The organism is Burkholderia cepacia, assembly GCF_001039005.1.
Lineage (GTDB): Bacteria > Pseudomonadota > Gammaproteobacteria > Burkholderiales > Burkholderiaceae > Burkholderia > Burkholderia theae.
The window spans coordinates 31,648-45,649 of the sequence record NZ_LDWR01000046.1 but is presented as its reverse complement, the minus strand read 5'-3'; the positions used below and the strand labels follow the sequence as shown (position 1 = coordinate 45,649).

12 protein-coding genes are annotated in these 14,002 nt (G+C 68.6%); 8 read left to right on the top strand and 4 right to left on the bottom strand.

Annotated features, from left to right (window positions below; genetic code table 11):
• Nucleotides 1-9 precede the first annotated feature (9 nt).
• The 3 genes from astB (at nt 10) to VL15_RS26040 (ending at nt 3,483) form a co-directional block, all read left to right on the top strand.
• Entirely contained in the window at nt 10-1,350 is a 1,341-nt protein-coding gene (gene astB / locus VL15_RS26050) for an N-succinylarginine dihydrolase (protein WP_048249474.1), read from the top strand.
• Between the two features lie 7 nt (nt 1,351-1,357).
• On the top strand, nt 1,358-2,410 hold the full coding sequence (gene astE, locus VL15_RS26045; RefSeq protein WP_196319627.1) for a succinylglutamate desuccinylase: 1,053 nt from the start codon (nt 1,358-1,360) through the stop codon (nt 2,408-2,410).
• A 278-nt stretch (nt 2,411-2,688) separates the two neighbouring features.
• Nucleotides 2,689-3,483: an ABC transporter substrate-binding protein gene (locus tag VL15_RS26040; protein WP_048249472.1), complete on the top strand. Its 795-nt coding sequence runs from the start codon at nt 2,689-2,691 to the stop codon at nt 3,481-3,483.
• Nucleotides 3,484-3,561: 78 nt separating this feature from the next.
• On the opposite strand, the gene VL15_RS26035 is transcribed toward VL15_RS26040, so the two are convergent.
• Both VL15_RS26035 and cdpA read right to left on the bottom strand, forming a co-directional pair.
• Nucleotides 3,562-5,055 carry an HDOD domain-containing protein gene (locus VL15_RS26035; RefSeq protein ID WP_048249471.1) on the bottom strand — a complete coding sequence of 498 codons (1,494 nt, stop codon included), beginning with the start codon at nt 5,053-5,055 and terminating at the stop codon, nt 3,562-3,564.
• A gap of 27 nt (nt 5,056-5,082) precedes the next feature.
• Entirely contained in the window at nt 5,083-6,825 is a 1,743-nt protein-coding gene (cdpA, locus tag VL15_RS26030; protein ID WP_196319626.1) for a cyclic di-GMP phosphodiesterase CdpA, read from the bottom strand.
• A gap of 278 nt (nt 6,826-7,103) precedes the next feature.
• Between cdpA and VL15_RS26025 the strand changes: the two genes are divergently transcribed.
• Entirely contained in the window at nt 7,104-7,652 is a 549-nt protein-coding gene (locus tag VL15_RS26025; RefSeq protein WP_048249468.1) for a peroxiredoxin, read from the top strand.
• A 54-nt stretch (nt 7,653-7,706) separates the two neighbouring features.
• Here VL15_RS26025 and VL15_RS26020 read toward each other — a convergent pair whose 3' ends face one another.
• Nucleotides 7,707-8,336: an SDR family oxidoreductase gene (locus VL15_RS26020; RefSeq protein WP_048249467.1), complete on the bottom strand. Its 630-nt coding sequence runs from the start codon at nt 8,334-8,336 to the stop codon at nt 7,707-7,709.
• A 269-nt stretch (nt 8,337-8,605) separates the two neighbouring features.
• Here VL15_RS26020 and VL15_RS26015 point away from each other — a divergent pair, with 269 nt between their 5' ends.
• Nucleotides 8,606-10,102 (top strand): NYN domain-containing protein, encoded by a 1,497-nt coding sequence (locus VL15_RS26015; protein ID WP_048249466.1) that lies wholly within the window; start codon nt 8,606-8,608, stop codon nt 10,100-10,102.
• Between the two features lie 85 nt (nt 10,103-10,187).
• On the opposite strand, the gene VL15_RS26010 is transcribed toward VL15_RS26015, so the two are convergent.
• Nucleotides 10,188-10,571 carry a VOC family protein gene (locus VL15_RS26010; protein ID WP_048249464.1) on the bottom strand — a complete coding sequence of 128 codons (384 nt, stop codon included), beginning with the start codon at nt 10,569-10,571 and terminating at the stop codon, nt 10,188-10,190.
• A 339-nt stretch (nt 10,572-10,910) separates the two neighbouring features.
• Between VL15_RS26010 and VL15_RS26005 the strand changes: the two genes are divergently transcribed.
• From VL15_RS26005 to VL15_RS25995, 3 genes are read left to right on the top strand one after another with little or no spacing between them, the layout of a single operon-like run.
• On the top strand, nt 10,911-11,351 hold the full coding sequence (locus tag VL15_RS26005; protein WP_048249462.1) for a (2Fe-2S)-binding protein: 441 nt from the start codon (nt 10,911-10,913) through the stop codon (nt 11,349-11,351).
• Complete coding sequence (locus tag VL15_RS26000; protein WP_048249461.1) at nt 11,335-13,539, top strand: xanthine dehydrogenase family protein molybdopterin-binding subunit; 2,205 nt, start codon at nt 11,335-11,337, stop codon at nt 13,537-13,539. The genes VL15_RS26005 and VL15_RS26000 overlap by 17 nt, the downstream gene beginning before the upstream one ends.
• Nucleotides 13,540-13,572: 33 nt before the next feature.
• Complete coding sequence (locus VL15_RS25995; protein ID WP_048249459.1) at nt 13,573-13,923, top strand: c-type cytochrome; 351 nt, start codon at nt 13,573-13,575, stop codon at nt 13,921-13,923.
• Nucleotides 13,924-14,002: the final 79 nt, after the last annotated feature.

Sequence of the window (14,002 nt, the reverse complement as noted above, 5' to 3'; positions counted from 1 at the left end):
GGAGCGACGATGAACGCACAAGAAGCCAATTTCGACGGACTCGTCGGCCCGACCCACAACTACGCCGGGCTGTCGTTCGGCAACGTGGCGTCGCTCAACAACGAGAAGTCGGCCGCGAATCCGAAGGCCGCCGCGAAGCAGGGGCTGCGCAAGATGAAGCAGCTCGCGGATCTCGGTTTCGCACAGGGCGTGCTGCCGCCGCAGGAGCGGCCGTCGCTGCGCCTGCTGCGCGAGCTCGGCTTCTCGGGCAAGGACGCGGACGTGATCGCGAAGGCCGCGAAGCAGGCGCCCGAACTGCTGGCCGCGGCGAGCTCGGCATCGGCGATGTGGACCGCGAACGCGGCCACCGTCAGCCCGTCGGCCGACACGAGCGACGGCCGCGTGCACTTCACGCCGGCGAACCTGTGCAGCAAGCTGCATCGCGCGATCGAGCACGACGCGACGCGCCGCACGTTGTCGACGCTGTTCGCCGATCCCGCGCACTTCGCGGTGCACGAAGCGCTGACGGGCACGCCGGCGCTCGGCGACGAAGGCGCGGCGAACCACACGCGCTTTTGCGCCGAATACGACAAGCCGGGCATCGAGTTCTTCGTGTACGGCCGCGCGGAGTACCGCCGCGGCCCCGAGCCGAAGCGCTTCCCGGCACGCCAGACCTTCGAGGCGAGCCGCGCGGTCGCGCATCGCCACGGGCTCGCCGAAGAAGCGACGGTGTACGCGCAGCAGGATCCGGACGTGATCGACGCGGGCGTGTTCCACAACGACGTGATCTCGGTCGGCAACCGCGACACGCTGTTCACGCACGAGCGCGCGTTCGTCAACAAGCAGGCGATCTACGACACGCTGACCGCCGCGCTCGACGCACGCGGCGCGCGCCTGAACGTGATCGAGGTGCCCGAGGCCGCCGTGAGCGTGAACGATGCGGTGACGTCGTATCTGTTCAACAGCCAGCTGCTGTCGCGCGCGGACGGTTCGCAGGTGCTCGTCGTGCCGCAGGAATGCCGCGAGAACGCGAACGTCGCGGCCTATCTCGACCGTCTCGCGGCCAGCAACGGCCCGATTCACGACGTGCTCGTGTTCGACCTGCGCGAAAGCATGAAGAACGGCGGCGGCCCCGCGTGCCTGCGCCTGCGCGTCGTGCTGAACGAAGCCGAGCGCGCGGCCGTCACGTCGAACGTGTGGATCAACGACACGCTGTTCACGTCGCTCGACGCATGGATCGACAAGCACTATCGCGATCGCCTCGCGCCGGAAGACCTCGCCGATCCGGCGCTGCTCGACGAATCGCGCACGGCGCTCGACGCGCTCACGCAGATCCTGCGCGTCGGGTCGCTGTATGACTTCCAGCGCTGACGCACCGATGTCCGCCGCCGCGCCGCTCGACGACTTTCTCGCGTTCACGCTGGCCGGCGGCGCGCCGGCCGTGAAGGACGGCGCCTGCGCGGGCGGCGCGGTGCGCTGGTCATGGCTCGGCGACGGGCTGCTCGCGCTCGAACCGGCGGCGGCCGCCGACGCGGCGCGTGCGAGCGTGCTCGTGTCGGCCGGCGTGCACGGCGACGAGACGGCGCCGATCGAACTGCTGTCGATGCTCGTGCGCGATCTCGCGTCGGGCGCGCTGCCGCTCGCGTGCCGGCTGCTCGTCGTGCTCGGCAACGTGCCGGCGATGCGGGCCGGCGAGCGTTATCTCGACGACGACCTGAACCGCCTGTTCAGCGGTCGTCACGCGCAGGTGCCCGCAAGCCGCGAAGCGCCGCGCGCCGCGCAGCTCGAAGCGGCCGCTGCCGCGTTCTTCGCGGCGGCGCCTCCGGACGGCGCGCGCTGGCACATCGACATGCATACGGCAATCCGCGCGTCGGTGTTCGAGCAGTTCGCGCTGCTGCCGCACACGGGCACGCCGCCGACGCGCACGATGGTCGAATGGCTCGGCGATGCGCGCATCGCGGCCGTGTTGCTGCATACCGCGAAGGGCAACACGTATTCGCATTTCACGGCCGAGCACTGCGATGCGTTGGCGTGCACGCTGGAACTCGGCAAGGTGCGCCCGTTCGGCCAGAACGACCTGACACGCTTCGCGCCGACCGATCGTGCGGTGCGCAAGCTGGTGTCGGGAGCGTCGGCCGGGCATCCGCCGGGCAGCGATCCGCAGGACGATGCCGCGCTGCCGCGCGTGTTCACGGTGATCGACCAGATCACGAAGCAGAGCGACGCGCTCGAACTGTTCGTCGCGGCCGACGTCGCGAACTTCACCGCGTTCGCGCGCGGCACGGTGCTCGCGCAGGACGGCGACTACCGCTACACGGTGACGCACGACGAGGAACGGATCGTGTTCCCGAACCCGAGCGTGAAGCCGGGCCTGCGTGCGGGCCTGCTCGTCATCGACACGACACGCGAGACGATCGCGGCGCTCGTCTGACCCATCGACGCGGCCGCGGAGCAGTGCGGCCGCGCTTGCGTATTTGCGACATCGTCTTGCAAGTTCCGCGGCCGGCCCGGCCGGCGTCGTGTGCGCACCGCAGCATCGCGCGCCGACGGCCGCTTTGCCATACCGGGCCGCGCGGATTGGTACAATCGCGGCCTTGCGGCTGTTGCGCCGCATCACGGCGCGGTAGCCGCATTGTCCTGGTCATCTGGCCCTGCAATGATGTACGTGCCCGTAGTTCTGGAACATTCGAGTATCGAGGAGAGCACCTGATGAAGTTGGATTGGCGTAAAGTGGCCGCGCATGCGGTGGTGGCGGCATCGGCCGTGGCGGCAGGCAGCGCGTTTGCCGCGGATCTGAAAGAGATCCGGTTCGGCGTCGAGGCCTCGTATGCACCGTTCGAATTCAAGACGCCCGACGGCAAGCTGACCGGCTTCGACATCGACATCGGCAACGCGGTGTGCGCGAAGCTGAAGACGAAGTGCGTGTGGGTCGAGAATGACTTCGACGGCCTGATCCCCGCGTTGCAGGCGCGCAAGTTCGACGCGATCAACTCGGACATGACGATCACCGACCAGCGCAAGCACGCGATCGCGTTCACCGATCCGATCTACACGATTCCGAACCAGCTGATCGCGAAGCAAGGCAGCGGCCTGCTGCCGACCCCGCAATCGCTGAAGGGCAAGCGCGTCGGCGTGCTGCAGGGCACGATCCAGGAATCGTATGCGAAGAAGAAGTGGGCGCCGGCAGGCGTCGAAGTCGTGCCGTACCAGACGCAGGATCTGGCGTATGCCGACCTGAAGTCGGGCCGTCTCGATGCGACGTTCCAGGATTCGGAAGCCGGTTCGAAGGGCTTCCTGACGAAGCCGCAGGGCCAGGGCTTTGCATTCGCGGGCGGCACGGTCAGCGATACCGAGATCCTCGGCTCGGGCGTCGGCTTCGGTCTGCGCAAGAACGACGCGGCGCTGAAGACCGCACTCGATCAGGCGCTGAAGGACCTGAAGGCCGACGGCACGATCGACAACCTCGCGAAGAAGTACTTCAGCGTGCCCGTGACGCTCAAGTAAGCGTTTCGTTTTATCGCACGATGCAGCCGGCCGCTTATGCGGCCGGTTTGCTTTTGGAGGGTGGAAACGGCGGCCGCGTCAGGCAGGAAAGAACCGGCCCAATTCGCGGGCGAGCTCGTTGAGCACGCTCATCTCCTGCTGCGTGATCTTGCGCGCGGGCTGCGCGCCCGCCCAGTCGCCGTACAGCAGCGCGACGCTCGTCGTGCCGACGCGCACGGGCAGCAGCACGAACGCGCGCGTGTCGTCGAACGCGTCGAGATACCACGCGGGCAGGCGCTTGAGCATCTTCGGTTCCTGCGCCTGCTCGATGAAGATGCCGACCGAGTTCGAGATCGCGAGATGAAACACGTCCGGCTCGAAGCGCTCGTCGAAGCGCAGCCGGTCGAGCGCCGTATCGACGCCGGGGCCGAAGCCGAGGCGCGCGGCGAACGTGCCGTCGTCGTGACGCACGAACATCACGGTGCGCGTGAACGCAAGGCCGGCCAGCAGGCTTTCCGACGCGAGCGCGAGCACCGGCGTCAGCACGTGCTCGGACGGCAGCGCGCGCAGGTCCGCGAGGCCGGCTTCGAGGCATGCCTCGGGCTCGGCCTGCGCGCGCGCGATCGCATCGGCGTTCGCGCGCAGTTCGACGATCTCGCGCATCACGGTGTCGCTCGCTTCCTCGCGCGCGAGCCGCTCGGCGATCTCGACGAGCGCGTCGGGCTCCATGTCGAGCTCGGTGCCGTAGTGCTGCGCGAGCGTCGCGATGCGCGCGTCGCGCTGCGGGCTGGCGGGCATCACGAGCGCGCTCGCGACGTCGGTCGAGCAGCGGCTCACCGCGCGCAGCCAGCGGACGCGGTCGGCCGGGCCGTCCTCGGCCGCATGGCCTGCGTTGCGGTCGTCGTCGTCGTATTCGTCGGCGCGGGCCGCGTGGTCGTCATCGGCCATCCCCGCGCGGATCACGTCGGGCAGCCGCCAGCGCGTGGCTGCCTCGAGCCCGATCTCGTCGAAGCCGACGCCGAGCACGTCGGCGCAGGCGGCCGCTTCGTCGCCGTTCAGTTCGGCCGCGCGCCGGCGGATCCGATCCCATTCGCTGTCGAGATAGCAGACCACGAGCAGCTTGCCGACCTGGCGCATCAGCGTGCAGACGACGGCTTCCTCGCCCGCGCGCAGTTCGGCGCGCTCGGTGAGCTTGCGTGCGACGCAGCCGGACAGCAGCGCCCGGTTCAGTTCGAGCTTCGCATCGATGCGCCGCGGCGTGCTGTGGTGGAAATGGTCGACGAGCTTCAGCCCGACGACCAGATGGCCGACCGCGTCCATGCCGAGCACCATCAGTGCGCGGGTCACGGTCGTGATGTTGCCGCCGAACGCCATGTACATCGCGGAGTTCGCGAGCCGCAGCACTTTCTGCGTGAGCGCGAAGTCCGACAGGACGACGCGCACGAGCGCGGTGAAGTCGAGGTCGTCGTTCTTCATCGCGGCCATCGTCGCGCGCAGCGATTCCGACAGCAGCGGGAAATCGCCGCGTTCGCTCATCCGGGCCCACAGCTTGTCGATCAATGCGGTGCGGGGCATGTGTTCGGTGATTGACATACGGATCTATCCGGTTCGCCGCGCGCGTCAGGCGGCGGCGTGCAGGTGCAGCTGGTGCGCCTCGAAGCGCCGTGCGAGCTCCTCGGACGGCAGCGCCTGGCAGACGAGCCAGCCCTGGATATGGTTGCAGCCCATCTCGGTCAGCAGCGCGCGCTGCGCCTCGGTCTCGACGCCTTCGGCGACGAGCTCGAGATCGAGCGTCTGTGCGAGGCCGACCACCGCCGACACGATCGCGCGGTCATTGCGCGACGTCAGCAGGTTCTCGACGAAACTGCGGTCGATCTTCAGCTTCGCGAGCGGGAAGCGCTGCAGGTACGCGAGGCTCGAATAGCCGGTGCCGAAATCGTCGATCGCGAAGCGGATGCCGAGATCGGTCAGCTCCTCGAGCAGCCCCTTCGCATGCGCGGGATCGTGCATCAGCAGGCTTTCGGTGATTTCGAGCACAATGCGGCGCGGGTCGATGCCCGTCAGCGCGATCGCCTCGCGCACGCTTTGCGTGAAGCGCGGGTCGCGGAACTGCTGCGGCGACACGTTGACCGCCACGTACTGGAGCGCGAGCCCCTGGCGGTCCCACGCGACGAGCTGCATGCACGCGGCCTTGAGCACCCAGTTGCCGAGGTAGTTGATCAGGCCGATCGATTCGGCGAGCGGAATGAAGGTCGCCGGCGGCACGAGGCCGTGCACCGGATGGCGCCAGCGGATCAGCGCCTCGACGCCGACCACCGCGCCCGACTGGCTGCGCGTGATCGGCTGGAAATGGAGCGAAAACTCGCCGTTGCGAACCCCGTCGTACAGGTCGGCTTCGAGCTTGAGCCGTTCGGCGTCGGCCGGATCGTCGACGGGCGCATGGAACGCGAGCGCGTTGCCGCCCGACGCCTTCGCCTGCGCGAGCGCGTGGTCGGCGCGGCGCAGCAGCGGGCTGTGGTGCTGCGCGCGATGCGGTGCGGCGCGTTCGTCGGGATAAAGCGCGATGCCGATGCTCGCGGACAGGTGCACGGTCTGCCCCTGGTACACGTAGGGCTCGCGCACCGCGGCCTGCAGCCGGCGTGCGAGCGCATCGGCGGCATTGCTCGCCTGCGTGCGGTTCGCCGCGCCGAGCACGACCGCGAACTTGTCGCTCGCGACGCGCGCGAGCCGTTCGTTCGGCGTGACGAGCGCCTTCAGCCGCTGCGCGGTTTCGCGCAGCAGCGTGTCGCCCGCGTCGTAACCGAGCGCACGGTTGATCCGCTGGTAGTCGTCGAGGTCGAGCAGCAGCAGCGCCGCGCAGGTGCCGTCCTCGTCGGCGGTCTGCTGCGCGCGCATCAGCGCCGGCACGAGCGCGGACAGGTTGTCGAGCCCCGTCATCGGATCGTGGTGCATTTCGTACGTGAGGCGCGCCTCGAGCGCGCGCCACGACGACACGTCGAACGCCGCGATCGCGAAGCCGTCGACCCCGTGGTGTCGGCTCTTGAACGCGCGGACCTCGACGTCCAGCGGGTAGGTGAGCGACTTGACGATGCACATCGTCGCCTTCTCGACCTGGCCGGAACGCGCGGCGCGCGCAAGCAGGCCTTCGAGCGCCGAGGTATCCTGTTCAGCGATCAGGTCGCGCAGCGTCAGCGTGTGAAGGTAGTCGCGGTGGTAGCCGATGAAGCGCAGGCTCGCGTCGGACACGTACAGAAAGCGCAGCTCGCGGTCGACATGGGCGAGGAAGTCCACCGTGCCGACCGTCTGTTCCAGCCAGTTGCGCACGGAGTCGTCGCGTCGCGGCGCACCGGCGCGCGCGGGCATCAGCGCGCCGCCCGACCAGGCGAAGCGGCGCAGCGTATGCAAGGCACTGCGCCAGGAGCCCTTGCGTGACGTCTGTTTCCTGTTGGCTTCCATGTTTCTCGCTGACGTGAAGGGCTGGAACCGGTTGTCCGGAAGGAATAACGGCAGACTGTGCGGAATCTTTAACCGGCCGGGCGCGGATGGCGCTGCCGCTGGGCCGGATTGTACTCGGGGCGTTCGACAGGCGAACGCCGGCGTGGCCTACATCGAGGCTGACTTTATAAGAAATGAGGACGCAGATGAAGCGAAAACTGTTGCTGGGCGCCATGGCGGCGCTGGTGGCCGGCCATGCGCTGATGGCGCAGGCGGAACTGAAGCCGGGTGCCGCGGCGCCCGACTTCACGACGCAGGCGTCGCTGGGCGGCAAGACTTACACGTACTCGCTCGCGGACGCGCTGAAGCAGGGGCCGGTGGTGCTGTATTTCTACCCGGCCGCGTTCACGAAGGGCTGCACGATCGAGGCGCATGCGTTCGCGGATGCCGTCGACCGTTACAAGGCTTACGGTGCGACCGTGATCGGCGTATCGGCAGACAATATCGACACGCTGACGAAGTTTTCGGTGAGCGAGTGCCGGAGCAAGTTCCCGGTCGCGGCCGACCCGGACGCGAAGATCATCCGTGAATACGACGCGAAGCTGCCGGCGATCGACCGCGCGAACCGCGTGTCGTACGTGATTTCGCCGGAAGGGAAGATTCTGTACGAATACACGAGCATGTCGCCCGACAAGCACGTCGAGAACACGCTGGCTGCCGTGAAGGCGTGGGCCGACGCGCATCCGAAGCAGTAAGCCCGGCGCTGCCGGCCCGGCCCGCGCCGCCGCCCGGCAGCGCGCGGCGGGCCGCTACGCGCGCAAGGCCTGCTCGATCGGCACGCTGCCGCCGACGAAGCCGACGGTTTTGCGCGAGATCCCGAGCTTGATCGCCTCGATCGCGGCCCATGCCACGTCCTGCCGCGACACCGGCGGCGCGGGGTCGAGCCACGCGTCGGTCAGTGCGATCTTGCCGACACCCGGCCCGTCCGCGAGCGGGCCCGGGCGCAGGATCACGTAGTCGACACCTGACGCGATCACGCGGTCGTCGCCTTCGCGCTTCATCTGCGAATAGTGGTGTAGCGCGTCCGGGCCGAGTTCTGGCCGGTACGCGGACAGCGAGCTGATCACCACGAGCTTCTGCGCGTTGTAGGCCAGCGCGTAGTCGGCCGCGCGGGCGACCGCGTCGCGGTCGATCTGCTCTTCTTCGGCCGCGCCGTCCGATTCGGCCGAGCCGGCCGCGTAGATCACGTGCGTGATGCCCTGGAATGCGTGCGAGAAATCGTTCGTCAGGTCGGCCTCGACGACCCTTGCGCCGGCCAGCGCATAGCCGTGCCGGCGCACCAGCGCCGTGACCTCGAACTCCGGCTGCTTGAGCAGCAGATCCGCGCAGGCCTGGCCCGTTCGGCCGGTCGCGCCAATCAGCAGTAGCTTCGTCGTCATGAAACCGCTCCTTGCTCGATGCGTCATCCTTCCAGATAGGGACGGACGACCAATATCTCAAGTGTAATGTCGATTTGCCCCGGCGGCGGGTGCGTATTAAGGGGCGTACCGGCTCGGGCATCCTGGCGCGGGCATATTGTTGCGATGGCCGTTCACGCCGTCATTCATTCACACGGATTCGGGAATGACGCGCCGACCGGCTATCATGTGCGCGATGCTTTTTTCGCCGCTACGTCATACAACGCGTCGGCCAACCGGTTGGAGTACACATGGCATTACCCCTGGACAACGTCAGCATGGCCGTGTTCTGCGACTTCGAGAACGTCGCGCTCGGCGTGCGCGACGCGAAGTACGAGAAATTCGACATCCAGCCCGTGCTGGAGCGCTTGCTGCTGAAGGGCAGCATCGTCGTGAAGAAGGCCTATTGCGACTGGGATCGCTACAAGGGCTTCAAGGCGTCGATGCACGAGGCGAGCTTCGAGCTGATCGAGATTCCGCACGTGCGCCAGTCGGGCAAGAATTCGGCCGACATCCGGCTCGTCGTGGACGCGCTCGACCTCTGCTACACGAAGTCGCACGTCGATACGTTCGTGATCATCAGCGGCGACTCGGATTTCTCGCCGCTCGTGTCGAAGCTGCGCGAGAACGCGAAGAAGGTGATCGGGGTCGGCGTGAAGAAGTCGACGTCGGACCTGCTGGTCGCCAACTGCGACGAATTCATCTTCTATGACGATCTGGTGCGCGAGCAGCAGCGCGCGCTCGCGAAGCGCGAACAGCAGCGCACGGGCAACAGCCCGGTGAAGCGGCCCGACGAGCCGTCGCGTAAGCACGAGATGGACGCGCGCAAGGCCGAGGCGATCGCGCTGGCGGTCGAGACGTTCGACGCGCTCGCGTCGGAGCGCGACGACGTCGGCAAGATCTGGGCGTCGGTGCTCAAGAGCGCGATCAAGCGCCGCAAGCCGGATTTCAACGAGTCGTACTACGGGTTCCGCGCGTTCGGCAACCTGCTCGACGAAGCGCAGGCGCGCGGCCTGCTCGAAGTGGGGCGCGACGACAAGTCGGGCGCGTTCGTGTCGCGGGCACGCCAGCAGGCGGCCGCGGACCACGCTGCGACGGCCGGTGACGGCGGCGCCGGGCACCACGGCACGCGCGCGGCGGAGCCGGCGCGGGCCGAACGCCAGTCGCGACGTCGCGGGCAGCGGGCGGAAGCGGTCGTGCACGAAAGCGTGCAGGTCGAGGCGGAGGTGGAGGAGGTGGCGGTTGCCGAGCTCGCCGACGCAGCGGCGCTCGCGCCGGTTGAAACGACCGACGCCACCGAAGCGGCCGATGCGCACGGCGACGCGAAGGATGGCCGCAAGCGCGCACGCAAGAGTGCGGCCAAGAAGGCCGGCGCGAAGAAGGGTGCCGCCGCGAAGAGCGCCGGCCGTCACGCGGCCGGAAAGCCGGACGACGCCACGCAGGGCGGGGCGAAGCACGGTGAAGGGAAGCACGCGCACGGCAAGCATGCCGACGACACGCATCGCGACGCGGAGCAGGGCGCCGAGCGGCACGCCGCAGTGACGCATGTCGAGCCGGCGGCCGGCGATTTCGGCGGCGAGGGTGCGGCCGCCCGGCCGTCGCATGACGCCGTGCCGGTTGAATCGGCTGCCGAGTCGGTTGCTGAAGCGGCGGTCGACGCGCCCGCCGACGCGAAGCCGAAGAAGCCGGCCCGCAAGGCGGCGCCGCGCGCGCGTCGTCCGCGCAAGACGGCGGCGACCACCGAGTAACGGCGGCCGGCCGGGTGTCGTCCGCAACAGGTCGGCACCCGCGCTGCGCCATACCGGCCGGCGCAACGCCGGCTGGCCCGACGCGCTAGCCGTTCAGCACGTACGGCCGGGTCATCACTTCGAGGAAGTGGCCGTCCGGATCGTCGAAATACACGCCGCGGCCGCCATTGTGGCGGTAGATGTCATCGGGTTGCCGCTTGGCCGGATCGGCCCAGTGCGGCAGTCCGCGCTCGCGAATGCGCGCGATCACGCGATCGAAGCCGGCTTCGTCGGTCAGGAACGCGTAGTGCTGCGACGTGATCTCCCCCATCGTTTCGTAGAAATCGAGCGACACGCCGTTGTCGAGCGGCACGACCAGCATCGCGCCGAACGGCGTCGGCGGCGGCAATTCCAGCAGTTCGGTGAGGAAGCGGCTCGACGCGAGCTTGTCGCGGCACCAGACGATCGTATGGTTGAGCTGGACGTCCATGGTGTGTCCCCGTGAAGGGCACGGCGGTGGGCATGGACTCACGATAGTCGATCGCCGCGCGCGGTCAAGGCGGGATCGCGCACAACGCCGTTCGGCGGCCGATGCCGTCGGCGGCGTGGCCGCATCGTTCCCGCGGTGCCGGCCATTCCTCCGCACCGCCCGCCCGTGCCCGCACGGCTTTCGCCCCGAATCGTCAGCGGAAACGATCTGGACGATCGGTGCCTTTTTCTGGAACCAAGGTCATTGGCGTGGCTTTTTGCGCCACGAAGAATCTCCCTCAATCCATCGCCGTCACCCACCGGGTGGCAAACGGGCGATGCGGAACAAGGGAGGTAGACGATGCGCTTCACGCTGAACGGGCAGCCATTCGATTTCGACGGCGATTCCGATACGCCGCTTCTGTGGGTCATTCGCGACGCGGCGAAACTGACCGGCACCAAATTCGGCTGCGGGATCGGCGCGTGCGGTGCCTGTACCGTGCACCTGGACGGCGAGGCAACGCGTTCGTGCGTGCTGCCGGTCGCGAGTGTCGCGGGCCGGTCGATCACGACGATCGAGGGGCTGTCGCACGATCGCTCGCACCCGGTGCAGCGCGCGTGGATCGAAAAGGACGTACCGCAGTGCGGCTACTGCCAGTCGGGCATGGTGATGGCTGCCGCTGCGCTGCTCGCGCAGCACCGCAAGCCGACCGACGCGCAGATCGACCAGGCCGTCACGAACCTGTGTCGCTGCGCGACCTATCAACGCATCCGCGAGGCGATCCATGTCGCGGCGGGCTGACGCGGTGCGAGCGGCGCGCGTGCCGAACGCGTCGCGGCGGATGTTCCTGAAGAGCGGCGCGGCGCTGGCGGGCAGCCTGTTGCTGCCGCTGTCGATCAGCGACGTCGTGCAGGCGGCCGGCGACGGCGCACGCTTTCGCGAGATCAACGACTGGGTGCGCGTCGATGCCGACGGCAGAACGATCATCGGCCTGTCGCAGGCGGAGGTCGGGCAGGGCGTGTACACCGGGTTGCCGCAGGTGCTGGCCGACGAGATGGATGCAGACTGGCGCAGCGTGACGGTCGAGTTCGTCACCGGGCGCGACGCGTACCGGATCCACGCGGCGAACGAGCCGCCGCAGCAGTTCGTCGGTGCATCGATGTCGGTGACGATGTTCTACACGCGGCTGCGAATCGCTGGCGCGCAGGCGCGCACGGCATTCCTGAAGGCGGGCGCTGCGCGGCTCGGCGTGCGTGCGACGCAATGCATGACGCGCGACGGCCGCGTGATCCACCTGCAGAGCGGCCGTTCGCTGTCGTACGGCGCGCTCGTCGACGACGCGGCGAAGCTCCCGCCCGAACCGAATCCTCGCCTGAAGCCCGCCTCCGCGCATACGCTGATCGGCAAGGCGCTGCACAAGCTCGACGTGCCGGCCAAGGTCGACGGCAGCGCGATCTACGGCATCGACGTGCAGGTGCCCGACATGCTGGTCGGCGCACTGACGATGGCGCCGACGCTGAACGGCAAGCCCGTGGCGGTGAAGAACCGCGACGCGGTGCGCGCGATGCCGGGTGTCGTCGACGTCGTGCTCGCGAAGGATGCGGTGATCGTCGTCGCGCAGAGCTACTGGCAGGCGAAGAAGGCTTGCGACGCGGCCGACGTCGCGTGGGATGCGGGCCCGACGGCGGCATTCGACAGCGCGACGATCCTTGCGCAGTGCAAGGGCGCGCTGCAGGCCGCGCACGCGGTCGTCGCGACGACGATCGGCGAGCCCGAACGCCGTCTTGCCGAGGCCGGCACGGTCGTCGAAGCGGATTACCACACGCCGTACATCGTCCACGCGACGATGGAGCCGGTGAACGCGACCGTGCACGTGCGGGCGAACGACATCGAAGTGTGGGGGCCGGTCCAGGGGCAGGACAAGGTGCGCTGGGCGCTGTCGTCGCTGTTCGGCGTGCCGGCGGATCGGGTCGTCGTCAATACGACGTTTCTCGGCGGCAGCTTCGGCCGCAAGTACGTGCCCGACTTCGTCGTGCACGCGGCCGTTGCGTCGAAGGCGGTTGGCCGTCCGGTGAAGGTGATCCGTTCGCGCGAGGACGATATCCGGCACGGCTTCTATCGGCCGTGCGCGTCCGCGCGCCTGCGCGCGGTGCTCGGCAGCGACGGGCTGCCGGTCGCGCTGCATGCGCGCGTCGCCGGGCATTCGCTATACGCGGCGATCAAGCGCGACATGTACGAGAAGGCCGGCGGCTGGGACGAGACGATGCTCGACGGTCTCTACGACCTCTGCTACGACGTGCCGAACCTGCTCGTCGATTCGGTCACGGTGATGCAGCCGATCCCGGTCAGCTTCATGCGCAGCGTCGGCAGCACGTCGAGCGTGTTCTTTCTCGAAAGCTTCGTGAACGAGCTCGCGCACACCGCGCAGGCCGACCCGGTGCAATACCGGCGCGCGCTGCTCAGGCACGACCCGCTCGCGCTACGCGTGCTCGATGCGACGGCCGCGCGCGCGAACTGGTTCGGCCGCGCGCCGGCGGGCGTGTCGCGCGGTGTCGCGTATTCGCTGTACACCGGGCGCGGCGGCGCGTTCAGCACCTACGTCGCGACGATCGCAGACGTGCGCGTGACGGGCGGCAAGGTGAGTCTCGAGCGGATCGTGTGCGGCATCGACTGCGGCCGCCCGATCAATCCGCTGCTGATCCGCGAGATGGTCGAAGGCGGGATCGGGTTTGCGCTGACCAACACGTTCCGCAGCGAAATCACGTTCGAGCACGGTGCGGTCGTGCAGGGGAATTTTGCCGACTACCCGCTGCTGGGCCTGGCCGACATGCCGAAGGTCGAGGTCGTGATCGTCGACAGCGACCGCGAACCGCAGGGCTGCGGCGAGGTTGCGCTGCCGCCGGTCGCGCCTGCGGTTGCCGACGCGATCTGGCGCGCGACGGGCGAGCGCCCGCGTTCGATGCCGTTTTCCGTGCCGCTCGCGTCCTGAGCGGCCCGTTTCTCCACTCATCCGGTCATCACCATGTTTCGAGCTCAATTACGGGCCGTCTCCGTCATCGCTTCGTGCGCGACGATCCTCGCGACAGCGGCCGTCGCGGCGCCTCCGGCCGACGGCACGCTCGCCCGGCAACTTGCCGAGCGTCATGCGTGCCTGGGCTGCCACGCGATCGACCGCAAGCTGGTCGGCCCCGCCTATCGCGATGTCGCGGCGCGCTACGCGAACGACCCCGGCGCGGCCGACAAGCTTGCATTGCACATCCGCAACGGCAGTGCCGGGGCATGGGGCGCGGTGCCGATGCCGCCGAACCGCATCGACGCCGGCGACGCGAGGTTGCTCGCCGACTGGATCCTGGCCGGCGCGCATACGCCGTAACGACGGTTTGCGCCGGCGCATGCAGGGCCGGCGCGAACCGGGCAGCACGGCAGTCCGAGGTGGCTCGAAAACGGGCTGC

Excerpts from the sequence above, each read along its gene's own strand:
- astB (WP_048249474.1), top strand. The coding sequence starts at position 10 with ATGAACGCACAAGAAGCCAATTTCGACGGACTCGTCGGCCCGACCCAC.
- astE (WP_196319627.1), top strand. The coding sequence starts at position 1,358 with ATGTCCGCCGCCGCGCCGCTCGACGACTTTCTCGCGTTCACGCTGGCC.
- VL15_RS26040 (WP_048249472.1), top strand. The coding sequence starts at position 2,689 with ATGAAGTTGGATTGGCGTAAAGTGGCCGCGCATGCGGTGGTGGCGGCA.
- VL15_RS26035 (WP_048249471.1), bottom strand. The coding sequence starts at position 5,055 with ATGTCAATCACCGAACACATGCCCCGCACCGCATTGATCGACAAGCTG.
- cdpA (WP_196319626.1), bottom strand. The coding sequence starts at position 6,825 with ATGCCCGCGCGCGCCGGTGCGCCGCGACGCGACGACTCCGTGCGCAAC.
- VL15_RS26025 (WP_048249468.1), top strand. The coding sequence starts at position 7,104 with ATGAAGCGAAAACTGTTGCTGGGCGCCATGGCGGCGCTGGTGGCCGGC.
- VL15_RS26020 (WP_048249467.1), bottom strand. The coding sequence starts at position 8,336 with ATGACGACGAAGCTACTGCTGATTGGCGCGACCGGCCGAACGGGCCAG.
- VL15_RS26015 (WP_048249466.1), top strand. The coding sequence starts at position 8,606 with ATGGCATTACCCCTGGACAACGTCAGCATGGCCGTGTTCTGCGACTTC.
- VL15_RS26010 (WP_048249464.1), bottom strand. The coding sequence starts at position 10,571 with ATGGACGTCCAGCTCAACCATACGATCGTCTGGTGCCGCGACAAGCTC.
- VL15_RS26005 (WP_048249462.1), top strand. The coding sequence starts at position 10,911 with ATGCGCTTCACGCTGAACGGGCAGCCATTCGATTTCGACGGCGATTCC.
- VL15_RS26000 (WP_048249461.1), top strand. The coding sequence starts at position 11,335 with ATGTCGCGGCGGGCTGACGCGGTGCGAGCGGCGCGCGTGCCGAACGCG.
- VL15_RS25995 (WP_048249459.1), top strand. The coding sequence starts at position 13,573 with ATGTTTCGAGCTCAATTACGGGCCGTCTCCGTCATCGCTTCGTGCGCG.